Here is a 23,016-nt window from a genome sequence, read left to right on the forward strand (position 1 = left end):
AACCGTTACTCTTCTTCCGAAGCCGTCGTGTCAGACTCACCAATTTCAATCGAGGAGACACGTTGTAAACCGCGAGGTAACAAGCCACCACGGCGACCACGCTCACCACGATAGTTATCGAGGTCAGCCGGTTTCAAGCCCAGTTTACGTTTGCCTGCATACAAGGTAATGGAAGCGCCTTGAGGGATAACAACCAAGTGCGAGACCACTTCTTCACGAGATTTGGCTTTTGCAGCAGGAATGTTGATGATCTTGTTCCCTTTACCTTTGCTAAGCTGAGGCAAATCTTTAATTGGGAACAGCAACATACGACCTTGGTCAGTAATTGCTAAAATTTCATCTTCATCAATGCGTTGAATTGGCTGAGGTGTCAAGATTTCCGCATTATCAGGCAAGTTGACTAACGCTTTACCACTACGGTTCTTCGACAGCAAATCAGTGCCTTTACATACGAAGCCATAACCCGCATCAGAACCCACTAGCCATAACTGCTCTTCTTCACCCATTACAACTTGGCGAATTGAAGTCCCTTCAGCCAAATTCAAGCGACCCGTGATCGGTTCACCTTGGCCGCGCGCCGATGGCAGAGTATGTGATTCCAGTGAGTAGCTGCGACCATCACTCGCAAGGAAAATCGCTTGCTGGTTACTCTTACCACACGCATGCGCCAAATATTGGTCACCCGCTTTATAGCTTAAGCCCATGTAATCCACATCATGCCCTTTAGCATGACGCACCCAACCTTTGTCGGAGATGATCACTGTAATAGCTTCATTAGGTAGCAAATCACGTTCAGTCAACGCTTTTGCTTCTTCACGTTCAACCAGAGGAGAACGGCGATCATCGCCATACTTCTCAGCATCTTCTTTAAGCTCTTTTTTCAGCAGCGTATTCATGCGGCGCTCAGAACCTAGCAATTGCTCCAGTTTCTCACGCTCTTTTTCCAACTCATCTTGTTCGCCACGAATTTTCATCTCTTCCAATTTGGCCAAGTGACGTAACTTGGTATCCAAAATGGCGTCAGCTTGAATATCACTGATCCCAAAGCGTGCCATCAGCACTTCTTTCGGCTCATCTTCATGACGGATGATTTCGATGACTTCATCGATGTTTAAGAAGGCAATTAACAAACCTTGCAAAATATGCAATCTTGCCAATACCTTATCTAAACGATGTTGCAAACGTGCACGAACAGTATTGCGACGGTACACCAACCACTCAGAAAGAATTTGTACTAAGCCTTTCACTTGTGGACGACCATCTAAGCCGATCATGTTGAGGTTCACACGGAAGCTTTTTTCAAGATCCGTTGAGGCAAACAGATGACTCATCACCAAATCGCAATCCACTCGGTTTGAACGTGGCACAATCACGATACGAGTTGGGTTTTCATGATCAGACTCATCACGTAAGTCTTCGATCATTGGTAGTTTTTTCGCGCGCATCTGGTTGGCAATCTGCTCAAGCAACTTGGCACCAGACACTTGATGTGGCAATGCGGTAATCACGATGTCCGCATCTTCTTTATGCCAAACAGCACGCATTTTCACGCTACCACGACCAGACGTATAGATCTTTTTCAGCTCAGCCTTAGGCGTAATGATTTCCGCTTCTGTCGGGAAATCAGGCCCTTTAACAAACGTCATTAGATCACGTAATTCAGCCGCTGGGTTATCGATCAAATGGATCGCCGCTTCAGCCACTTCTCGTACGTTATGTGGCGGAATATCCGTCGCCATACCTACCGCGATACCCGTTACCCCGTTAAGAAGAATATGAGGTAGACGCGCAGGCAGCATCTTCGGCTCTTTCATTGTGCCGTCAAAGTTCGGCTGCCATTCAACAGTGCCTTGCCCCAACTCACTCAACAATACTTCCGAAAATTTCGATAATTTCGCTTCGGTATAACGCATCGCCGCAAACGATTTTGGATCGTCTGGCGCACCCCAGTTCCCTTGACCATCAACCAATGGGTAACGGTAAGAGAATGGCTGAGCCATCAGTACCATCGCTTCATAACAAGCAGAATCACCATGTGGGTGATACTTACCTAATACGTCACCGACGGTACGCGCCGATTTTTTATATTTTGCTGAAGCAGATAGCCCCAGCTCAGACATCGCATAAATAATACGGCGTTGTACGGGTTTTAAACCATCGCCGATATAAGGCAATGCACGATCCATGATGACGTACATTGAGTAGTTTAAATACGCGTCTTCAGTAAAACGGCGTAGAGGTAACTGCTCTACACCTTCAAAACTCATCTCTGTTGACATTCACTACACCTCAACTTCCGCCAAATCACCATTACTTTGCAGCCACGCACGACGGTCATCTGCTCGTTTTTTACCTAGCAGCATATCCATCATCTCTTCGGTAGCTTGCTCATCATCGATCGTTAACTGCACCAAACGGCGCGTATTAGGATCCATGGTGGTTTCACGCAGCTGAATTGGGTTCATTTCACCCAACCCTTTGAATCGTTGGACGTTAATTTTTGCTTTCTTGGTGCTGAGACGATCCATGATGCTGTTTTTCTCTTGCTCATCCAGCGCATAATGAACCTCTTTACCGCAGTCGATACGGTACAAAGGTGGCATGGCGACATAAACATGCCCTTCAGCAACCAACTTATTAAAGTGGCGAGTAAACAGCGCACAAAGCAATGTTGCGATGTGTAGACCGTCAGAGTCCGCATCGGCCAAGATACAGACTTTACCGTAGCGTAAACCGTCGAGATTGTCGGTGTCTGGGTCAATACCCAGCGCAACAGAAATGTCGTGAACTTCTTGCGAGCCAAGCACCTGATCGCCAGCCACTTCCCAAGTATTCAGAATCTTACCGCGCAGCGGCATGATGGCCTGAAACTCACGGTCGCGAGCCTGCTTAGCACTACCGCCCGCTGAGTCACCTTCCACAAGGAAGAGTTCAGTGCGGCTTAAATCTTGTTGTGAACAGTCGGTCAATTTACCCGGTAGCGCAGGACCAGAAGCGACCTTCTTACGCACCACTTTTTTACTGGCACGCATACGTTTATGAGCGTTCGCAATACACGATTCAGCCAATAATTCCGCCAGTTGTGGACGTTCGTTAAGCCACAAACTAAAGGCATCTTTCACAACATTAGAGACAAAGCCCGACATTTGACGTGAAGACAAACGCTCTTTGGTCTGTCCGGCAAACTGTGGATCTTGCATCTTAACCGATAGCACATACGCACAACGGTCAAAAACGTCTTCACCCGTCAGCTTCACACCACGCGGCAATAGGTTACGGAATTCACAGAACTCGCGCATTGCATCCAACAAGCCTTGGCGCAAACCGTTAACGTGCGTACCGCCTTGTGAGGTCGGAATCAAGTTAACGTAGCTTTCAGTGATTAAATCACCACCTTCTGGTAGCCACAGTAATGCCCAATCCGCCACTTCGGTTTCTGAACCAAAATGACCAGTGAAAGGTTCTTCTGGCATTAAAGTAAAACCTTTAACGCCTTCTGCTAGATAGTCTTTAAGGCCATCTTCGTAATACCAGCGATACTCTTTGTCGTTCACTTTGTCGGTAAAGGTAATCTCTAAACCAGGACATAGAACGGCTTTCGCACGCAAGTTACTGATAAGACGGCTTACAGAGAAATTAGGTGAATCGAAATATTTCGCTTCAGGCCAGAAATGGACACTAGTACCACTATTGCGGCGACCGCAGGTGCCAGTCACAGTTAAATCTGAAACTTTATCACCGTGTTCAAATGCAATTTCATACACCTGACCTTCACGGCGCACAGTGACTTCAACACGATTAGATAAGGCGTTTACTACGGAGATACCTACCCCGTGCAAACCACCGGAAAACTGATAGTTTTTATTAGAAAACTTACCACCAGCATGCAATTTACAAAGGATAAGCTCCACCCCAGAGACTTTTTCAATTGGGTGAATATCCACTGGCATTCCTCGGCCGTCATCAATGACTTCGAGAGATTGATCAGCATGGAGAATGACCTGTACCTTAGTTGCATAACCGGCCAACGCTTCATCGACACTGTTGTCGATGACTTCTTGCCCTAAGTGGTTAGGACGCGTGGTATCCGTATACATCCCAGGTCGGCGACGTACTGGCTCTAAACCATTAAGAACCTCAATGGCTCCAGCATTATATTGTTCTGTCATAATACGGAATGCTTTTATCGATAAATTATGAGTAACTTTACCACCCTATATTCAGAGCAGTAATCATTTTTACTTTGCGACACGCTTTAGCAGCACGTCACAGTTACTGTGAAATAGCTCAGTAAAATGATGAAAGTCTAAGGGAGACATAGTCTGGATAAGACCTAATGATGTCAAGAGGCATCATTAAGCGATGATTAATTTTATGACGTTTCCCGCAACGGCATCCTATAGATTTAAGAACTGGACGATTTTTTCAGGGTAACGCTCAAAATTGACAAAGCTATGATCACCACCTTGCTCAACAGTTTGAACTGCATCACTATACTTAGTAATCGCTTGTTGGTAATCCAACACTTCATCGTTAGTTTGACTCAAGATCCACACACGATTTGGCTCAGGCAAGCGCAGACAATCTAACGCTTTGAGTTCATACATGTGACGTTCTTTTAGTTCGTACCGTTCGTGGGTGTAAGGGTTTTCTTGTAACCCTAGATAATCAACTAAAAGTTCATAGGGTTTGACCGCAGGGTTCACTAACACCGCAGGCACACCATACTTTTGATGCAACCAAGCAGAGAAATACCCCCCTAACGAGCTGCCCACCAAACCTATTTGATAGTTGGCTTGATACTCATCCATTAGCGCCTCAAGATAAAGAGCCGCCTCTTGTGGATAGTTGGGCAGTTTAGGCACCACTACTTTGATGTCTGGTCGATGCTCTTCACAATAACGGAGCATCACTTGCGCCTTATGTGACAGTGGCGAACTGTTGAAGCCATGGATGTACATCAGCATAGATGGCTTAGACATAATTAGTACCCATTTGCATTGTAGTCCGGCAGATAACGACCATTAGCAAGGCGTTTCACTTGTGTATCAATATGGCCATCGGGTTGCAGTTCCAATTCGCGCCAGCCCGGAGAACGGCGATCGACGGAAAACTCATTCGATTTAGGCTTAAACTGCACACAAGTTGACGGAGTCGCTAAAACCCTAACGCCTTGACACATCACATCCAACTCTTGATGAATATGACCACATAGCACTGCTTTAACGCGTGGATGCTTAGCCACTACCAACCAAAAATCTTCACTGCCTTTCAACGTGTGTTGATCTAACCATTCGCTGTCGACTAATACGGGATGATGATGCAATACAACCAATGCCCAACGATCTGAATGGGCAGTCAACGAGCTGTCGAGTAAAGCCAACTGCTCTGGGCTAAGGCGGCCATGAGGCACTCCCTCAACCTGAGAATCCAACATAATCACTAACCAATGATCGCCAACCAAGATTTCATGTTGAGAATGAATCTGTGCTGATGGGAGTTGGTTACCCATATGCGGTTTAAAATCATGGTTACCCGGCAACCAAAAACACGGTTTAACCAAAGGAGCAATACCTTGAGTAAAACGCTGATAGGATTCCTGACTGTGATCTTGAGAAATGTCTCCGGTCGCGAGAATCGCATCAAATTTGACTCGCTTATCCTGAACATCCTTTACCACTGCGGCAAAACTATCCGCCGTATTTACTCCCAGCAGACCACCGTCATCTGGTGCAAACAGATGAGTATCGGTTATCTGCAACAGCTTGACGCTGCCTGAGCTATCTATACTGGACGACACGTTCAAAATCGATAAACCTGCTAATTATTGAGGACTGATGTTGATAGGCGAACGGCTAATACCATGTCTCAAACAGAAGGTAAGCCAATCGCCTAAAAACCGGTTGATTTGTGCCTTTTCGTCTTTCTGCACCATATTCTCGTTTGGATAATCATAACGAGCTTGCACGCGAGCGAGTTGATCCGTCGCAAACACTTCAGCAACTCGAGCATCGTGATATAGCCTGACAGACATTGTTGGCAAAGGAAACACCGCAATTTGATCACTTTGACAAATATCGACCAAGGTCGTGTATTTTGTGACTTCAGAAACCTCCAACTGATAGGTCATGTGCGCTGCTTGATAACAACGCACCTCGCCCACTTCAGGTTGAGTAGGTAACAAAGCATTGAGCTTGGCATAGTTGGTTTCATAAACGCGCATCAGCTCTTTTAAGTCAACGTGATATGGTTTGTGCAAGATTATTTCTGCCATTGCTTTCGTAAGGTTTGATAATTTAGCTCCAACCATTGCAGCGCAATAATCGATGCTCCGTTCTCAATTCGGCCATTTTTGACCAACTGATATGCTTCTTCACGACTCACTACATGAACTTTAATGTCCTCTCCTTCATAGTCTAAACCATGAACGCCTTTTGCAAGAGAGGAGTCCACTTCACCCACGTAGACTTCGAGTTTTTCTGAGCAACCACCTGAAGACGGATAGTAAGAGGTGATTTTTTCCAAGCGACCGACTTCAACGCCGGCTTCTTCCATCGCTTCACGACGCACGACTTCTTCTGGGCTCTCATCGCGATCAAAGATACCAGCGACGATTTCTAATTGCCAAGGATGAGCATGCTCTAAAGCACCGACACGAATCTGTTCGATGATTACGACTTTATCTAGTTGAGGATCATAAGGAAGCATCGCTGCAGCGCTTCCTCGTTCAAACATCTCGCGGACAATAGGTTGGCTCCAACCGCCTTTAAACACACGGTGTTTAAAGGAATATTTAACCATGCGGAAAAATCCTTTAAATACCGTTTCCTTCGAGATGATTTCGAGATCTTGAGAGGAAAACTCCTCTTTAATCGGCCCTTTATCTTGCATTCTAATCCCCTCCCAGTGAATCCTATAGTTTACTCATGGAACAAACTTCCCACCAAGGACATGGCTCAACTTTTTATACAATTTTTAAATTTTTATTTAGATAGTCAAAGTAAATAATTACTGTACACTTGCATAGCAAAAACAAATGTAGAAAACTTTAGCATCAATTATTGCTAATTTACGTTAAACTCTTCCGACTAAGATTTTCAATACAATGGCAGGAATAGGACCAATGAAAAAACTGCTCCCTATTTTGATTAGTGCAGCGCTTGGAGGCCTAAGTGCTTCCGCATGGGCAGACAATCTTGCTCAAATCTATGAATTAGCAAAGAAGAATGATCCACAACTTCTTGGTGTAGAAGCGCAACGTGACAACGCTTTTGAGGCGATTAACTCAAGCCGTAGCTCACTTTTACCGCAAATTAATTTGACCGCGGGCTACAACGTTAACCACAGTGATGAAGATGTTCGTAACAGCAAAGCGCTGACTGCCGGTGTTAATTTCAGCCAAGAACTGTACAAACGTTCTAGTTGGCTATCTCTTGGTGTTGCAGAAAAACGCGCTCGTGAAGCCGACGCACAATACGCTGCAGCACAACAATCGCTCATTTTACGAGTTTCTTCTGCGTACTTCGAAGTACTGCGTGCTCAAGACAGCCTTGCATTTGTTCGTGCAGAAAAAGCCTCTGTAGGTCGCCAATTAGATCAAACCAAACAACGTTTTGAAGTCGGTCTATCCGCGATTACTGACGTACATGACGCTCAAGCTCAATTCGATGCGGTTCTTGCTGACGAAGTTTTGGCACAAAACACATTGACCAACAGCTACGAAGCTCTACGCGAAATTACAGGTCAAGAAGCCACTCACCTGAGCATTTTGGATACGGATCGTTTCTCAACCAGCGAACCGAATGAGACCATCAATCAGTTGGTAAAAGATGCGGAAGAGAAAAACCTTTCTCTACTAGCAAGCCGTATTGCTAAAGATATCGCGAAAGACAATATCTCGATTGCGAAATCCAATAACCTCCCATCACTCACTCTGGATGGCGGTTATAACTACAATCGTGAATACGATTCAGATTACGCGTATTACGACACCTACGCAGGTCACAACACCAAAGACCTGAATGTTGGTATCAACCTTTCGATCCCACTGTACACTGGTGGTAACTTAACGTCGTTGAACAAACAAGCTGAGTTCTCATTCGTTAAAGCGAGCCAAGATCTTGAAGCGCAATACCGCAGTGTAGTAAAAGATGTTCGCGCCTATAACAACAACATCAATGCATCAATTGGTGCAATTCGCGCGTATCAACAATCTTTGGTCTCTGCAAAATCAGCATTAAAAGCAACAGAAGCAGGTTTTGAAGTCGGCACTCGTACCATCGTTGACGTGCTTGACTCGACTCGTCGTCTTTACGACGCGAACAAGAATCTAGCTGACGCACGTTACGATTACATTCTGAACGTACTGCAATTGCGTCAAGCAACCGGTACTTTGACAGAGCAAGATGTTTTAGACATCAACGCAGGTCTGAAAAAATCAGATAACTAAACATTGCGTTAGCAAACGGGTTTAGAAAAAAAACGCCAGCATTGTATGCTGGCGTTTTTATTGAAGAATTTTAAAAACCAATATAAGAGAACAATAAAAGTGTGGCGAAATTAACCACGCCCACCTTTAATCGCTTCGATGATTTCCGTGGTTGAACAACCATCTTCAAAGTTCAATACGCGCACTTCACCACCCGCTGCGATCACTTCTTTCCCACCAGCAATATCTTCTGGTTTGTAGTCACCGCCTTTGACAAGCAAGGATGGTAAAACCGCAGAGATTAGGCGTTGAGGGGTGTCTTCACTAAATGGTACTACCCAGTCAACTGCACCCAATCCAGCCAACACGGCCATACGACGATCCGTTGAATTAACAGGACGGCCAGGGCCTTTGAGACGTTTAACTGAATCATCTGTGTTGACAGCAACGATAAGGCGGTCACCCAATTCAGCAGCATTATTCAAGTAAGAGACGTGTCCTGCATGCAGAATGTCAAAGCAGCCATTGGTCATTACCACTTTCTCACCACGGGCTTTAGCACGTTTCACCGCTTCAATTAACTTAGCTTCGGTGATCACACCAAATTCGGTATCACGGCTACCGTGTACCGCTTCGGCAAGTTCAATTGTTGAAACCGTTGATGTCCCCAGTTTTCCAACGACAACACCTGCAGCAGCATTGGCTAGCGCACAAGCTTCATCAAGAGGTTTGCCAGCCGAAACAGAGGCAGCCAACACAGAGATGACTGTGTCTCCGGCACCTGTTACGTCGTACACTTCTTTCGCTTGAGTTGGTAAATGGAAAGGCTCTTGGCCACGACGCAGTAGCGTCATGCCATGTTCGCTGCGAGTCACTAACAAGGCTTGAAGATCAAATTTTTCAATAAGCTCAAGACCTTTAGTTACCAACTCATCGTCTGATTTGACTTTGCCAACCACTTGCTCAAACTCAGACATGTTTGGCGTCAGCATAGTCGCACCACGGTAACGCTCAAAATCAGTGCCTTTTGGATCGATAAAGACCGGAACATTCGCCGCACGTGCTTTTTGGATAAATTGCTGTACGTGTTCCAGAGCACCTTTCGCATAGTCAGACAAAATCACCGCTTTCACTTTCGGTAACGCACTTTCCATGCGAGACAGAATGAGATTGGCATCGGTGTTTTCAAACTTATCTTCAAAATCTAAGCGAATCAGTTGCTGACCACGACTTAACACACGCAGTTTGGTGATGGTTGGATAGCCAGACAAAGCAACGAAATCGCAACTCACATTGAGAGAAGACAATTTGTTTTCTAACACTTGCGCTGGTTCATCTTGACCAGTCAAACCAATAATGTGTGCATAGCCACCCAATGAAGCAATGTTCATCGCGACGTTGGCTGCACCACCAGGACGCTCTTCATTTTGTTCTACTTTTACGACTGGGACTGGCGCTTCCGGAGAAATGCGTCCGGTTGGGCCATACCAGTAACGATCAAGCATGACGTCACCAATGATCAACACACCTGCGTCACTGTAGTCAGGTAGAATGGGCTTCATTATGGATCTCCAATATTCAATATGCCGCGAAGTTTACCATAGCCTTCGCGACGACTAAAACTCTCTCAGCTCAGCCATTGTTGCCAAATGCTGCGCACTTTTTCTCTTTCTGACACGAATTTGTCTTCTGCAACGTCCGCAGAAAGATTTAATAAATTGCGATGATGAATCTGATCACGCATCGAGGTGTAGGCATGCGTTAATGCCGCAGCACTTTCTGTCGATAGGACATTCTGCTGAGCTAAAGATTCAAAAATACGTACGTTGTCCGACCATGTGGTTAATAACGGCTCTTGATGACTAAAGCGCAGCACCAGATATTGAGCAAGAAATTCAATGTCGGTGATACCACCTTCATCTTGCTTCAACATAAAACGTCCTGGTTTCTTGCTCGATAGATGCACACGCATCTTTTCGCGCATCTCCACCACCTCTTGGCGCAACGTCTCATCTTGGCGTGGCAAGGAGAGAATATCATGGCGCACTTGCTTAAAGCCTGCCTGCAATGGCGTATCACCAAAGATCATCCGAGCTCGCACTAAGGCTTGATGCTCCCAAGTCCACGCTTCTTTTACTTGGTATTCTTGAAACGCATCAAGTGGGCTTACGAGTAAACCAGAAGCGCCAGAAGGTCGTAAACGAGTATCCACTTCATAAAGAATGCCCGAAGCGGTACGAGTCGAGAAAATGTGAATGATACGCTGCACTAAGCGTAAATAGAATTGGCGTCCATCAATCTCTTTACTGCCGTCGGTGTAAACACTGACAGGACAATCGTGTAAGAAAACCAAATCAAGATCAGAACTATACCCTAGCTCCCAGCCACCCACTTTGCCGTAGCCAACAACAGCGAAACCTACCCCCTCTCTCTCTTTTAGATGAGTTGGCACGCCATACTTCTCTTTAACTTGTCCCCAAGCTTGATGAACCACAGCTTCGACAATGGCTTCCGCCAAAAATGTTAAGTGGTCGCTGACTTTCATCACAGGCAGCACACCAGCAATATCCGCAGCAGCAATTTTTAAAATGCAGATCTGCTTGAATTGGCGCAGACCTTCCATCTGCTGCTCCATATCATCTTCAGGTATACGCGCTAAGAAATCATGGAGCTCACGGCGATATTCCGTCAGTTCAATTGGATGATAAAGCTGATGAGGATCGATAAGCTCATCAAGTAGCACTGGATAACGAGCCAGTTGCTCCGAGATCATTGGGCTGGCAGTACACAGTTTTACAAGCTGTCCTAACGCGGCTTCATGTTCATCAAGCAGTTCGAGATAGGTCGTGCGAGTCACAATGTGATTAAGCAAGTTCAACACACGAGCAAAACCAAACTGCGCATCTGGATGAGCAAAGATGGTGTGAAATACTTTTGGCATGAGGTGATTAAGTACTTCTCGGCCTCGCGGCCCGAGGGTTTTCTTCGCCAGATCATGCTTAAACTGCAACAAGGTTTCGACCAAAGACTCACTCTCAGCCATTTGTAAATCTTGTTGAAAAATCTGGCTAATCACCTCACGGTTATGGGCCATATCCCACAATTCAGAGAAGTGTTCAGCAATGGTTTGACTCTCTTGCTCTTCATCCTCTTCACCTATCAAGGCGATAAAGATGTGATGTACAGAGTCCATGGTTGCCACGATCGTATGATTGAGCGCATCCCAATCGGCAAATCCCATTGCGTAAGAGAGACGCTGTTGATCCAAGCGATTATCTGGCAGAGTCTGAGTTTGCTTATCATTGAGAGCTTGCAGCAAGTTCTCTAAACGACGTAAAAATAGATAACACTTGGTAAGCGTCTGTACCTCATCAGGCTCCAACAAATTCAACTCACCAATGCCCTGCAAAGTTTCCAGCAAACCACGTTTACGTAACAGGGGCTCACGACCGCCACGAATCAGTTGGAATGATTGAGCAATAAACTCAATTTCACGGATACCACCCGCCCCTAACTTGATGTTGTTCGTGAGTCCGCGTCGACGCACTTCACTGCGGATCATCGCTTTCATGCGGCGCAAAGATTGGATGGCGCTAAAATCGATATAACGACGAAATACGAATGGACGTAACATCTGTCGCAACTCTTGATATTGCGGATACATTTCCCGTCCCATCACTCGAGCTTTGACCATGGCATAGCGTTCCCAATCACGTCCCTGCTCTTGGTAATAATCTTCCAGTGCCGCATAGCTCATTACCAATGGGCCACTTTCACCAAAAGGACGTAAACGCATATCGACGCGATAACAGAAGCCATCCACTGTCTGTTGATCTAACAATTTGATCAAACGCTGACCTAAGCGAGTGAAAAATTGCGCGTTAGCGATAGAACGACGCGTACCTTGAGTTTCACCATTTTCTGGATAGGTAAAAATAAGGTCGATGTCTGAGGAGAAGTTAAGCTCGCCACCACCCAATTTTCCCATGCCAATAATCAGCATAGGTTGAGCTTCACCTTGAGCATTCATGGGGGTACCAAGCTCATCACAACAGATACGATATAACCAGCGATAAGCTTCAAAAATGATCGCTTCAGCTAACTCAGAAAGATGCACCAAGCTCTCGGTCACTGACCATTTAGCCAGAAAATCCCGCCAAGCAATAATGGTCATTTCTTGATAGCGGAAATCCCGCAAACAGTGCATCGCTTCCACTTCGGTATGACATGTACTTAACCGCTGAGCCAACTCCGTCCGATAGTGATCTGCACGTTGCTGGACAGATAACAGAGTCGGCAATTGGGCAACTAACTCTGGATGACGCGCCAATGTGGTTGCGACAAAGGGACTTAATCCAACTACAGTTTTGAGCTCTTCTTGCAATGCTGTCGGCCAGCTTGGGATTGCAGCGCATTCACTGAGCATCGATGTCCAGTGCGACTCAGCCACAGTGGCAATTTCCAACGGTAATAACATAAAAGATCCTTATAGAGCCATCAGTTAGCAAAGGTATGCTTGAGAGTATACTCAAGTCAGATAAGAAAACTAACGCGACTCAATGAAAATCGCGTCCAAACAACAAAAAGCAAAAAGCCTGCACATCAAAGAGCAGGCTTCATTTGTTATCACAATGAGATAAGCGCAATTACACGTTAAACGAGGTAATCTTCTTATCTAAGGCTTCCGCGTTGTTTTGCATCATTTCCGATGTTTCAAGGAGCTCTGTGACGACGACGACAGAGGCTTCAACTAACTCGCGAACATTGGTGAGATTGTGACTCATCTCTTCAGCCACAGCACTTTGTTGACTTGCTGCAGAAGCGATTTGGAAGTTCATATCGTTGATTTGTTGAACTTGCTCAACAATGCCATCCAATTCAGAACCGGCATTAGTCACCAATTCCACACCATCAGCAGCTTCAACGACACTTTTTTCCATCAGCTCAACAGCGGAGTTCGCACTCTCTTGCAATTGAGCAATCATATCTTGGATATCTACTGTCGCGTGCTGAGTGCGCTGCGCTAAGTTACGTACTTCATCGGCTACCACGGCAAAGCCTCGCCCAGCTTCACCTGCACGAGCTGCTTCAATAGCTGCGTTTAATGCCAACAGGTTGGTCTGCTCAGAAATTCCACGAATGGTACCGACCACACTGCTGATCGCTTCAACACGCTCTTCAACTTGGCTAACCGCATTAGCAGATTGAGCGATATCTTTCGACAAATCACTCATTTTACCCACTGTGCTTTTCACGAACTGTTGGCCAGAAGACGCTTGATGAGAGGCATTTTCAGTCAGAGCTGAGGCGTTTTGCGCATGCTCAGCGACCGTTTGCACTGTCGATGACATTTCACTCATTGCTGAAGCGAGCTGGTCAATTTCATTGAACTCTTCTTGTGCCGACTCTTTGGTTTCCGACATGCTAAGTGTCATCACCTCAGTCAACGCAGTCAGCTCTTGCGATGCAGCGATTTGAGTTTTCACTAAATCATTTAATTGCAAACGTGCTTTTTCTAGCTCACGAGCCACATCACCGTACTCATCTTTACAATCCATTTGGATCTTTTGTGATAAATCACGGCGAGCCAAATTTTTAATTGAATCGCTCAAATACTGAGTTTGGTGCAACATGACACGTGCAGCAAACAGCAGCAACACGACAAACACCAAGATCATCGCACAGGTTTGCCATGCGACTTGAACTAGGTAGTTCTCGTAGTGATGCTGTGCCACTTGCGCGTTTTGAGTTGCTGCTAACAGTGCTTGATAAAAGGTGTGAGCATCCCAAAGCTGCTTGGCAATAATCAGCACCGTACTGAAGATCATTAACATGATCATTCGAGGAACCAGTCTCACATCCGTGATGATCCGTTCCCATGGCTTAAAGGCCATCGTTGCCATTCGTAATTCTCCGATTTTGTATGATTTTATTATTTTGCTGACAGTTACTAACGAATTATTTTTCGGTTCGTAGGAATTGCTTAGATAGTATCAAAATTGCCAATTAGGTGATGAGACTATTCTCTCTAATTGCTTGGGGAAATGTCTGAAATGTGATCGCTCACTTATCTTACATTAGCGACATACGTTCCATTTATGATACGAAGATAGTACGCAGACTATTTCATAATCAAAATTGCAACAAGAGGTGGATAGTACAACTACTTGATTGAAGCGGAACGGAAAATTAATCAGGACAGAACTAAAAAGGAGAACTGACGTTCTCCTTTTACTTGATCAATACCGATAATCAATCACGCCAATAAGGCGCTGCATCAAAGCCGATCAGACGGGTTTGCTCCATCGCATGCAAAATGGAGTTTTCTTGACGGATGATCCACCGTGTTAGTTGCTCTTTTTCATCACCTTCCAATTGATACACGAGAGTCTCTAGTGGCTTTAACATCAAGAGATCATCGATACCGTGCAACAGATCTGCCCAAGGAAGACGGAAGGATTGGCAGCGCTCTGAATCAAATAACGAAGCAAAGCAGATGCCAGTATAGAGATTGCGAGTTAAGCGATACTGCTGATCGATATACTCTTGCGCTGTTAGATTCTTCTGTAATGGAAAAACATCTAACAATTCTGTCCACGAGCGATCCAATTGTTTAACTGCGAAATCATGAATTGGAAACGCCATTTTTTCACGGGCTTTTTCATCCAAGAAAGGCTGCCAACCGCGAGTCAAAATCCAACGACTTAAATCCAGCAATAGTGCGGTATAACGACCAGAATTGATTAAACGCAGCATCTCTTCGCGATCAGGTAACGCATCGAAACTCTCTTTGAGCTCTGATAGTAGGAACTTACGTGCATCCAGCTTACGTAAAGCATAGCCTTTATCATCCAAAAGCGAGTCAAGACATTCGTAGTCTCGTAGCCAACGTAATTCATCTTCGAGCCATTTGAGCTCCTGACGAATAATGGCGCTAGCCCGACGTGGGATAATACCGCCGTATATCGTTAAGGTTTGACGAATAAAGCAGACTGCTGCGCGCACTTGTTGCAGTGCTGACAGCGCATTTTGTTCAATATAGATCTGCTCATGACGATGCCAATGAGCTAGCGCATGCTCAAGTGACTTCACTAGGCAAGTTTCTACTGTGTCTGAAGCTTGGGTATCTACCATGTTCAGGGAGCGAACTTCATCACCTTTGTACCCATGAGCAAGACGATAACCTCGAGCGGCTTTGCTCAAATTACCCAGACGCATACCGCCATGTTCACTGAGCTGACGAGCTAAAGTAAACAGAGCTTCTGTTTGCCCAGACTTAAGTTCTAACTCAACTTCACAAATAGGATCTGTCGCCTCACCCGCTTCAACAACACCTTGGTCAAAAGCAATTTCCACTTGGCTACCATCAGCCATACCGATTAACCAGGTTTCTCGTTGGAAATTGGTCGAAAACAGAGGAGCAAGTGAGCTTTGAAGTGTGGCGATATCTCGGCCTTCAGGCCAAATATCTTGAGGATGTAAAGAGAGATCGGGGTCATTGCTGTGATGTTCAGCATTGTACTCAGGTCGAGAGTGTAAGCCAGCTACCACTCGACCAGCGGTTTTGACTGTTTGTACATACACATCGTCAAAACGGCGGATACGCAGACCAATATCATGCAAACGCAACCAATTGTCGGAAGTATCAAAATAAGTATTGCCTAAATCACGACAACTATGCTGAAGTACTTTGGTTTCAGCAATTTTGCTCCGCAAAATCTCTGAAAAATCAGGAGAAACAAAAAACTTCAGTTCTATCTCGGTTTCCATAGTTATACCTTTCGCAGCAGATGACGACAGGATATTGCCTAATCGGCACTGGAGCAAGAAAGAAATATCGTGCTTTTGATGATCTAAAACTATTTTAAACGGGCGTCGAATGGGTTAACATGCGCGCCTTTATAGCCAACGCTCAACATTTCGCCATAAAATGGCTTATGTTTATTTTAGGTTATAGCAATTAGGTTGAATGACCATGCCAGTAAATACAATCATGGGGTTATTTGCAAAGTCCCCCATAAAGCCTTTGCAACGACATGTCGTTTGTGTGAACGAATGTTGCTCTCACCTAATCAACTTCTTTGAAGTATGCAACAAAGGAGATTGGGAGAAAGCGGCGGAAGTTCGTGCACAAATTTCTCATCTTGAGAAAGAAGCCGACGTGCTGAAACGAGAAATTCGTCTAAAGCTGCCACGTGGTCTGTTTATGCCAGTCGATCGTACTGACATGCTCGAACTGCTTACCCAGCAAGACAAATTAGCCAACCTTGCCAAAGACATTTCAGGCCGAGTATTCGGTCGTCAACTTATCATTCCTCAGCCACTCCAAGAGAATTTCATCGCTTACGTGAAACGTTGCTTAGATGCAGCAGAACAAGCCGAAAAAGTTATTAACGAGCTTGATGAACTGCTAGAAGCGGGTTTCAAGGGACGTGAAGTCACTCTAGTTGCTGAAATGATCAACCAACTGGATGTAATCGAAGACGATACTGACAACATGCAAATCCGTCTACGCCAACAATTGATGGCGATGGAAGCGGGTTTGAACCCTATTGATGTAATTTTCTTATATAAGATTTTTGAATGGGTTGGTGGTATTGCTGACCAGGCTCTGCGCGTAGGCGCACGTCTGGAAGTCATGCTTTCGCGCTCATAAATATAGAAGTTAACCCAATAACAAAGAGCATTTGAAATACATTTAGCCCAACTAGGCGCATATAACGACGCCAACGGGCTAAACGCGTGTCCAAAAAACATGAATGCTCCGCTTGTTATCAACAACTAGGTATTACGATGGATATCCTTGCGAACTACGGCACTGTCCTGATTTTAATTGCAGCAGCTTTTGGTTTAATGATGGCGATTGGTATTGGTGCCAATGACGTTGCAAATGCTATGGGAACCTCCGTAGGCTCAAAAGCACTAACCGTAAAACAAGCGATCGTTATCGCAATGATTTTTGAATTTGCTGGCGCTTACTTAGCTGGCGGTGAAGTAACTGATACTATCCGCAAAGGGGTAATTGAAACCTCTCTATTCACGCAACACCCTGATATTCTTATCTATGGCATGCTTTCTGCTCTATTGGCAGCTGGCACATGGCTCTTGGTTGCATCCTATATGGGATGGCCAGTATCCACCACTCACTCCATCATTGGCGCCATCATCGGTTTCGCTTGCATCTCTGTAGGCACACACGCTGTTGACTGGAGTTCAGTAAAAGGCATCGTAGGCAGTTGGATTGTCACACCTGTCATTGCGGGTATCTTTGCTTACATTATCTTTGCGAGTGCTCAGCGTTTGATTTTCGATACCGAAAATCCACTGTTGAATGCTAAACGTTTCGTTCCTGTGTATATGTTCATTACCACTATGGTCATTGCACTGGTTACCATCAAGAAAGGTTTGACTCACGTAGGTCTGCACCTGACTAACCTAGAAGCTTGGGGTTTGTCTGCTGCCGTATCAGCAATCGTGATGATCGGTGGCTACATCTACATCAACAAACGTTTCTCTAATCGCGATAACAAGCAAGGCTTCAACGGCGTTGAAAGCATCTTCAGTATCCTGATGGTGATCACCGCTTGTGCAATGGCATTTGCGCACGGTTCAAACGACGTAGCTAACGCGATCGGTCCATTGTCAGCTATCGTAGCGACAGTTAACAGCATGGGTGTGATCGGTGCGAAAAGTGAAATCGCATGGTGGATTCTCCCTCTAGGTGGTATCGGTATTGTTATCGGCTTAGCGACACTGGGTCATAAAGTAATGGAAACTGTTGGTACAGGCATTACTGAATTAACTCCAAGTCGTGGTTTTGCAGCTCAGCTAGCAACCGCATCAACGGTAGTTTTGGCATCTGGTACAGGTCTACCAATCTCAACGACTCAAACACTAGTGGGTGCAGTTCTTGGTGTTGGTTTTGCTCGCGGTATCGCAGCACTTAACCTAGGCGTGGTTCGCAACATCGTTGCATCTTGGATTGTGACTCTGCCTGCAGGTGCATTACTTGCAGTGGTATTCTTCTATGCAATTCAAGGCGTTTTTGCCTAATTGATTGAGTCAGTGCTCTGTTAGTGCACTGTTATTATTGACTCAAAACCACATAAAGGGAGGCTTAGCCTCCCTTCTTTGTTGCATGGTTAGCAGAAAATTTTTACTATCAGGTTATCTTTATAGAATCGCGACACAAGCGCAAACCTAAAGCTAAGGGATTTACTGTGAAAAAACTGCTCTGCATGGTCCTATTTTCGATTTTGGCAGCTCCAGCTCTCGCTGAAGATCGCTATATCTCAGATGAACTGTTTACCTACATGCACTCAGGCCCAACCAACCAATACCGGATTATTGGTAGTGTGAATGCCGGGACTAAAGTGACTTTGTTGGAAGAAGACAAAGAAACTGGATTTACTAAAGTTGTCGATGACAAGGGTCGTACTGGTTGGGTAGAAAGCAATCTCGTCACCAAAGAGGTGAGTCGAGCGATTCGTCTACCGCTGTTAGAAAAAGAGTTGGCATCAGTGAAATCAAAATTAGCCACTGCCAATAAAGCAGCTGATGAAGAGAAAGCGGGTTTAGCAGAATCATTGGAAGTTCGTAATAAACAGATTTCTGAATTAGAAAAGAACTACGGTGAGATCAGCAAACAACTTACCGATTCACAATCTGAAGTGCGCCAATTGCGCGCTAAACTGGATACGCAAAAAGAAGATCTTCTGCTTAAATACTTTACCTATGGTGGTGGCGTTGCAGGTTTAGGTCTGATTTTTGGTTTGATTTTGCCGCACATCATTCCTAGCCGTAAACGTAAACCAAACGGTTGGGCATAACGCTTAATGAACAACAAAACGGTCCGTAGCTACGGACCGTTTTTTTATCCTCGCCATTCGTAAAGCGCTGGGATCTCAATCAAATCGCCTTTAAAACGAATGATGGTGCTCTTGGGTTTTATCTCTATCAACACGATATCAGCGCCAACACTATCACCTTGTCGATACTCAACCCCGTTGATCTTCACCCAACGTCGTGTTGGATCGGTAGTATAAACGTGAGTTTGAAAATTCAACGCCGGCAGTATTCCCTGATATTGATCTTCATGGCGTCGAAGGTCCATCGCATCTTCATCTTCTTCTGGCGCTTGCTCGGAACGTTTCTCACTTTTGATCGCCGCCTCCACCTTCGACTTCATAGATAGCGATAGCTTACTTAAATCCAAATTCTTCAGCGCTTGTTCTGCGGCTTGGTCATCCTTACTCTCTCTAACTTCATCCGATGTAGGTTTGGGTACGCTGGTATTAGTAAATGCAGCACTATCATCGTCAATAACCAGTGGTGCTTTTTCCGGCTGAGGAAGTGGCGCAACATAGGTTGACTTGAGTGAAGTAAATTCAGGATAAGGTAATTGATGGTACTGAGCATCAACCTGTTTGATTGGTGCAGGCTCAGCCGACATTAGCCGAATCTGTTCTTTGCGCAGTGCTATAGCATCAAACGAAAGCCAGCCTCCTGTGACAGCCACAGGTATGATCAATAAAAGCAAACACCCTGCTTTGGTGTTCATCCACTGCAAATCAGGCATCGACATGGGTTAGCTCCTTCAGTTGTGGAGCATTTTCTTGGCTCATCATTTCTATTCTTTGTAAGGTTCTTTCCCCTGCGACACCATCCACATTCATGTGTTGCCAACGTTGAAATAGCTCCACTCGATGTTGCAGTTCTTGATCAAATTGATTATTTGAGCGCAGTGGCATCTTTAACAGTACTGCCAGTTTATCTTCAAGCGTTGCGACGTCATTGCCCTGCATCCCTAGCTTTAAGGTACGAGGGAAAAGAGATTGCCAAGCGAGTGCATAATGGCCATGCCAATAGGGTTCGATCCACTGTTTTTCAATCTGAAATTGCTGACCATTAATAAGCAAATCCACCCAATCACCTAACCAATGGGATAACACAACATAACGTGAAGAACCATTGATATCTAACTGCAAAATAACGGGCATCTGTAACTTAGCTATCTCATCCCAACTGCCTTCTCGTCTTTCACATTCAAGCTGTGCTGCCGTATCATCTTGGCACAAAGCATCAGCCACTGATGCTTGATAGCCCCACAAACCAAACAGCGCAGTCACAGCCTGCTCTTGACTCGTTGCCTTATCTAGGGCTGCCATCACTGGAACAGGAAGCTGCTCTTTCTCAATTGGCTTAGCTTGAGGAGGTAAAGGCAACCACGCATCAATTAGGCTTGGCTTGAACTGAGGCCAAGCGACAGCAAGCAAAGCTGACAGAGCGATACCGCAGCCTAAAGAGATCACTCCTGCAGGCATTGCTGAGGCTTTTTTGGCGGGAGCTTGATAGACAGTAGATTGGAAGCTCATGATTTGCGTGGTGGCTTGTTTGATGCACTCAACGGAGAGGGATTGTTGTCCCGCTTGATACGCAGCCTTTAAAGCCGCATCACACACCAGATTAATAAGACGGGGAATGCCGTGCGTTTGCGTCGCCAGCCATTTCACGCCATGTTCAGGGAAAAGATGCGGATCACCACCAGCGCGTTCTAAGCGAAATTGAATGTACTGCTGCACCTCTTGCTTATCTAGGGGCAAAATATGGTAACGCGCCGTGATACGTTGCGCTAACTGACGCAGCTGTGGCATTTGCAGCTTCTCTTGTAATTCAGGCTGTCCCACTAGGAGCACTTTGAGCAATTTGCGTTGTTCGGTTTCCAAATTCGTCAGTAACCGCAGTTGCTCTAACACATCAGGGGCGAGGTGCTGAGCTTCATCGATAACGAGCAAAACCTGATTGCCGCGTGACTCTTGCTCAAGCAAATAATCGCCAAGAGACTTACTCAGTTGCTTTAAAGTCGCATGTTCGGGATAGCTGACCTTAAATTCATCACAAATCGCTTCAAGCAGCTCTCGTTCAGAAAAGGTAGGGTTGAGAATAAAACCGCAACGTGTTGTGTCAGGTAGATTGGCTAACATGGCTTTTGCTACCGTCGTTTTTCCTGTTCCCACTTCCCCCGTCAACATAGCAAAACCGCCACCATCCCCAAGACCGGATTGCAGATAGGTCATCGCCTCTCGATGGCGATGACTAAGGAATAGATAACGGGAGTTTGGCACAATTGAAAACGGCAATTCGTTAAAGCCAAAAAATTCCTGATACATGTGCTCTTCTCTACCAATACAACTAGTCGCAAAGTATCATTGCCGACTATGTTTATCCAAATGTAATAACGATTTTTGAGGTTTTGTGGTGAAAATCTACTTAGTTGGCGGCGCGGTCCGCGATCAATTACTGCAACTTCCAGTTCACGATCGTGACTGGGTGGTGGTTGGCAGTACCCCGCAAGCTATGTTGCAATCAGGCTATCAATCGGTAGGAAAAGATTTTCCTGTTTTTCTTCACCCACAAACCAAAGAAGAATACGCCCTCGCCCGTACCGAACGCAAAACCGGTGTCGGTTACACTGGCTTTGATTGTTATTTCGCTCAAGATGTGACTCTTGAAGAAGATTTAATGCGCCGCGATCTCACCATCAATGCGATTGCCCAAGACCAAGACGGCAATCTCTATGACCCTTACCATGGTGCTCAAGACATTCTAGACCGCAAGCTAAGGCATGTTTCACAAGCCTTCGTTGAAGACCCGCTGCGCGTGCTAAGGGTGGCGCGTTTTGCAGCCAAACTCCACCACTTGGGTTTTACAGTAGCAACCGAAACGCTGGAATTAATGCGCAAAATCGCCCAGTCTGGCGAGCTTAACCACCTCACTCCAGAACGAGTGTGGCAAGAATGGCATAAATCTCTGACAACACCTTACCCAGAGAAGTTTCTTGAAGTACTGCATGAATGTGGTGCTCTGGCTATTGTGCTCCCAGAAATCGACGCACTATTTGGTGTTCCACAACCCGCACAATGGCATCCTGAGATCGATACCGGCATTCATACATTAATGGTCAGTGAACAAGCCGCTAAGCTTAGCCAAGAGGCTCAGGTACGATTTGCTGCGCAAGTGCATGACCTAGGTAAAGGCGTCACACCACCAGCAGAGTGGCCAAGCCACAAGATGCATTGTCATACTGGTCTTGCCGTTATTCGTCAACTTTGTGAACGTATCCGTGTCCCAAACGAGTTTCGCGATTTGGCGCTCAGCGTCTGTCAACAGCACACCAATATTCACAATGCGTTGCAGCTCAAACCCAGCACGCTGGTAAAAATCTTCAATGAGATGAATGTTTGGCGACGTCCAGAGCGCCTTGAACAAATTCTTATCTGCTGTGAAGCGGATCATCGCGGCAGACTTGGCTTAGAGCAGATTGCTTACCCACAAGCACACTACGTCAAACAGGCCTACCAAGTTGCGCTCCAGATTCAACCACAGCCTATTATTGCCGATGGATTTACCGGTAAAGGAATTAGTGAAGAGCAACATAAGCGCCGTATCGAAGTGGTTAAACAGTTTAAGCAGCAATATCAAAGTAACGTTATTAACTGACTCTAATACGAGCAAATTCAATCTGTCGCGTTGATAAAAATTGGACAATAAAAAACGCCTCCCAATGGGAGGCGTTTTATTAGCTATTC

At 45.5% G+C, this 23,016-nt stretch carries 17 protein-coding genes; 5 read left to right on the top strand and 12 right to left on the bottom strand.

The window, feature by feature from the left end; all coding sequences use genetic code 11:
• Window positions 1–5: 5 nt before the first annotated feature.
• The 6 genes from parC to nudF all read right to left on the bottom strand — a co-directional run bounded on the left by parC (window position 6) and on the right by nudF (window position 6,891).
• A complete protein-coding gene (gene parC, locus OCV11_RS14225; RefSeq protein ID WP_261893640.1) occupies window positions 6–2,279 on the bottom strand; it encodes a DNA topoisomerase IV subunit A in 2,274 nt (757 codons plus the stop codon).
• A gap of 3 nt (window positions 2,280–2,282) precedes the next feature.
• Window positions 2,283–4,169 carry a DNA topoisomerase IV subunit B gene (parE, locus tag OCV11_RS14230; protein WP_261893641.1) on the bottom strand — a complete coding sequence of 629 codons (1,887 nt, stop codon included), beginning with the start codon at window positions 4,167–4,169 and terminating at the stop codon, window positions 2,283–2,285.
• 228 nt (window positions 4,170–4,397) lie between these two features.
• A complete protein-coding gene (yqiA, locus tag OCV11_RS14235; protein ID WP_261893642.1) occupies window positions 4,398–4,982 on the bottom strand; it encodes an esterase YqiA in 585 nt (194 codons plus the stop codon).
• A gap of 2 nt (window positions 4,983–4,984) precedes the next feature.
• The gene (gene cpdA / locus OCV11_RS14240; protein ID WP_261893643.1) at window positions 4,985–5,806 is read right to left on the bottom strand and encodes a 3',5'-cyclic-AMP phosphodiesterase; all 822 of its coding nucleotides are present in this window, start codon (window positions 5,804–5,806) and stop codon (window positions 4,985–4,987) included.
• An 18-nt stretch (window positions 5,807–5,824) separates the two neighbouring features.
• On the bottom strand, window positions 5,825–6,274 hold the full coding sequence (locus OCV11_RS14245; protein ID WP_261893644.1) for a DUF1249 family protein: 450 nt from the start codon (window positions 6,272–6,274) through the stop codon (window positions 5,825–5,827).
• Window positions 6,262–6,891 carry an ADP-ribose diphosphatase gene (gene nudF / locus OCV11_RS14250; RefSeq protein WP_261893646.1) on the bottom strand — a complete coding sequence of 210 codons (630 nt, stop codon included), beginning with the start codon at window positions 6,889–6,891 and terminating at the stop codon, window positions 6,262–6,264. The genes OCV11_RS14245 and nudF overlap by 13 nt, the downstream gene beginning before the upstream one ends.
• 232 nt (window positions 6,892–7,123) lie before the next feature.
• Between nudF and tolC the strand changes: the two genes are divergently transcribed.
• Complete coding sequence (gene tolC, locus OCV11_RS14255; protein ID WP_261893648.1) at window positions 7,124–8,449, top strand: outer membrane channel protein TolC; 1,326 nt, start codon at window positions 7,124–7,126, stop codon at window positions 8,447–8,449.
• Between the two features lie 110 nt (window positions 8,450–8,559).
• On the opposite strand, the gene hldE is transcribed toward tolC, so the two are convergent.
• The 4 genes from hldE to OCV11_RS14275 all read right to left on the bottom strand — a co-directional run bounded on the left by hldE (window position 8,560) and on the right by OCV11_RS14275 (window position 16,198).
• Complete coding sequence (gene hldE / locus OCV11_RS14260; RefSeq protein WP_261893650.1) at window positions 8,560–9,990, bottom strand: bifunctional D-glycero-beta-D-manno-heptose-7-phosphate kinase/D-glycero-beta-D-manno-heptose 1-phosphate adenylyltransferase HldE; 1,431 nt, start codon at window positions 9,988–9,990, stop codon at window positions 8,560–8,562.
• Between the two features lie 65 nt (window positions 9,991–10,055).
• Window positions 10,056–12,905: a bifunctional [glutamate--ammonia ligase]-adenylyl-L-tyrosine phosphorylase/[glutamate--ammonia-ligase] adenylyltransferase gene (gene glnE / locus OCV11_RS14265; RefSeq protein ID WP_261893651.1), complete on the bottom strand. Its 2,850-nt coding sequence runs from the start codon at window positions 12,903–12,905 to the stop codon at window positions 10,056–10,058.
• Between the two features lie 169 nt (window positions 12,906–13,074).
• Window positions 13,075–14,331, bottom strand: coding sequence for a methyl-accepting chemotaxis protein (locus OCV11_RS14270; RefSeq protein WP_261893652.1), 1,257 nt, complete (start codon window positions 14,329–14,331; stop codon window positions 13,075–13,077).
• A gap of 349 nt (window positions 14,332–14,680) precedes the next feature.
• Complete coding sequence (locus OCV11_RS14275) at window positions 14,681–16,198, bottom strand: CYTH and CHAD domain-containing protein (protein ID WP_261893653.1); 1,518 nt, start codon at window positions 16,196–16,198, stop codon at window positions 14,681–14,683.
• Window positions 16,199–16,403: 205 nt separating this feature from the next.
• On the opposite strand from OCV11_RS14275, the gene OCV11_RS14280 reads away from it, so the two are divergent.
• The 3 genes from OCV11_RS14280 to OCV11_RS14290 all read left to right on the top strand — a co-directional run bounded on the left by OCV11_RS14280 (window position 16,404) and on the right by OCV11_RS14290 (window position 19,257).
• Window positions 16,404–17,084, top strand: a complete 681-nt coding sequence (locus tag OCV11_RS14280; protein WP_261893654.1) for a TIGR00153 family protein — start codon at window positions 16,404–16,406, stop codon at window positions 17,082–17,084.
• 137 nt (window positions 17,085–17,221) lie between these two features.
• Window positions 17,222–18,481, top strand: coding sequence for an inorganic phosphate transporter (locus OCV11_RS14285; protein ID WP_261896312.1), 1,260 nt, complete (start codon window positions 17,222–17,224; stop codon window positions 18,479–18,481).
• A gap of 167 nt (window positions 18,482–18,648) precedes the next feature.
• Complete coding sequence (locus tag OCV11_RS14290; RefSeq protein WP_261893656.1) at window positions 18,649–19,257, top strand: TIGR04211 family SH3 domain-containing protein; 609 nt, start codon at window positions 18,649–18,651, stop codon at window positions 19,255–19,257.
• Between the two features lie 44 nt (window positions 19,258–19,301).
• Here the strand turns inward: OCV11_RS14290 and OCV11_RS14295 are convergent, their stop codons facing one another.
• Both OCV11_RS14295 and OCV11_RS14300 read right to left on the bottom strand, forming a co-directional pair.
• Entirely contained in the window at window positions 19,302–20,012 is a 711-nt protein-coding gene (locus OCV11_RS14295; RefSeq protein ID WP_261893657.1) for a general secretion pathway protein GspB, read from the bottom strand.
• On the bottom strand, window positions 19,999–21,597 hold the full coding sequence (locus OCV11_RS14300) for an ExeA family protein (RefSeq protein ID WP_261893659.1): 1,599 nt from the start codon (window positions 21,595–21,597) through the stop codon (window positions 19,999–20,001). Before OCV11_RS14300 ends, OCV11_RS14295 begins: the two co-directional genes overlap by 14 nt.
• Window positions 21,598–21,685: 88 nt before the next feature.
• On the opposite strand from OCV11_RS14300, the gene OCV11_RS14305 reads away from it, so the two are divergent.
• The gene (locus OCV11_RS14305; protein WP_261893660.1) at window positions 21,686–22,927 is read left to right on the top strand and encodes a multifunctional CCA addition/repair protein; all 1,242 of its coding nucleotides are present in this window, start codon (window positions 21,686–21,688) and stop codon (window positions 22,925–22,927) included.
• Window positions 22,928–23,016: the final 89 nt, after the last annotated feature.

This window comes from Vibrio porteresiae DSM 19223, assembly GCF_024347055.1.
In the GTDB taxonomy this organism is placed as follows: domain Bacteria; phylum Pseudomonadota; class Gammaproteobacteria; order Enterobacterales; family Vibrionaceae; genus Vibrio; species Vibrio porteresiae.

Excerpts from the sequence above, each read along its gene's own strand:
- parC (WP_261893640.1), bottom strand. The coding sequence starts at position 2,279 with ATGTCAACAGAGATGAGTTTTGAAGGTGTAGAGCAGTTACCTCTACGC.
- parE (WP_261893641.1), bottom strand. The coding sequence starts at position 4,169 with ATGACAGAACAATATAATGCTGGAGCCATTGAGGTTCTTAATGGTTTA.
- yqiA (WP_261893642.1), bottom strand. The coding sequence starts at position 4,982 with ATGTCTAAGCCATCTATGCTGATGTACATCCATGGCTTCAACAGTTCG.
- OCV11_RS14245 (WP_261893644.1), bottom strand. The coding sequence starts at position 6,274 with ATGGCAGAAATAATCTTGCACAAACCATATCACGTTGACTTAAAAGAG.
- nudF (WP_261893646.1), bottom strand. The coding sequence starts at position 6,891 with ATGCAAGATAAAGGGCCGATTAAAGAGGAGTTTTCCTCTCAAGATCTC.
- tolC (WP_261893648.1), top strand. The coding sequence starts at position 7,124 with ATGAAAAAACTGCTCCCTATTTTGATTAGTGCAGCGCTTGGAGGCCTA.
- hldE (WP_261893650.1), bottom strand. The coding sequence starts at position 9,990 with ATGAAGCCCATTCTACCTGACTACAGTGACGCAGGTGTGTTGATCATT.
- glnE (WP_261893651.1), bottom strand. The coding sequence starts at position 12,905 with ATGTTATTACCGTTGGAAATTGCCACTGTGGCTGAGTCGCACTGGACA.
- OCV11_RS14270 (WP_261893652.1), bottom strand. The coding sequence starts at position 14,331 with ATGGCAACGATGGCCTTTAAGCCATGGGAACGGATCATCACGGATGTG.
- OCV11_RS14275 (WP_261893653.1), bottom strand. The coding sequence starts at position 16,198 with ATGGAAACCGAGATAGAACTGAAGTTTTTTGTTTCTCCTGATTTTTCA.
- OCV11_RS14280 (WP_261893654.1), top strand. The coding sequence starts at position 16,404 with ATGCCAGTAAATACAATCATGGGGTTATTTGCAAAGTCCCCCATAAAG.
- OCV11_RS14285 (WP_261896312.1), top strand. The coding sequence starts at position 17,222 with ATGGATATCCTTGCGAACTACGGCACTGTCCTGATTTTAATTGCAGCA.
- OCV11_RS14295 (WP_261893657.1), bottom strand. The coding sequence starts at position 20,012 with ATGTCGATGCCTGATTTGCAGTGGATGAACACCAAAGCAGGGTGTTTG.
- OCV11_RS14300 (WP_261893659.1), bottom strand. The coding sequence starts at position 21,597 with ATGTATCAGGAATTTTTTGGCTTTAACGAATTGCCGTTTTCAATTGTG.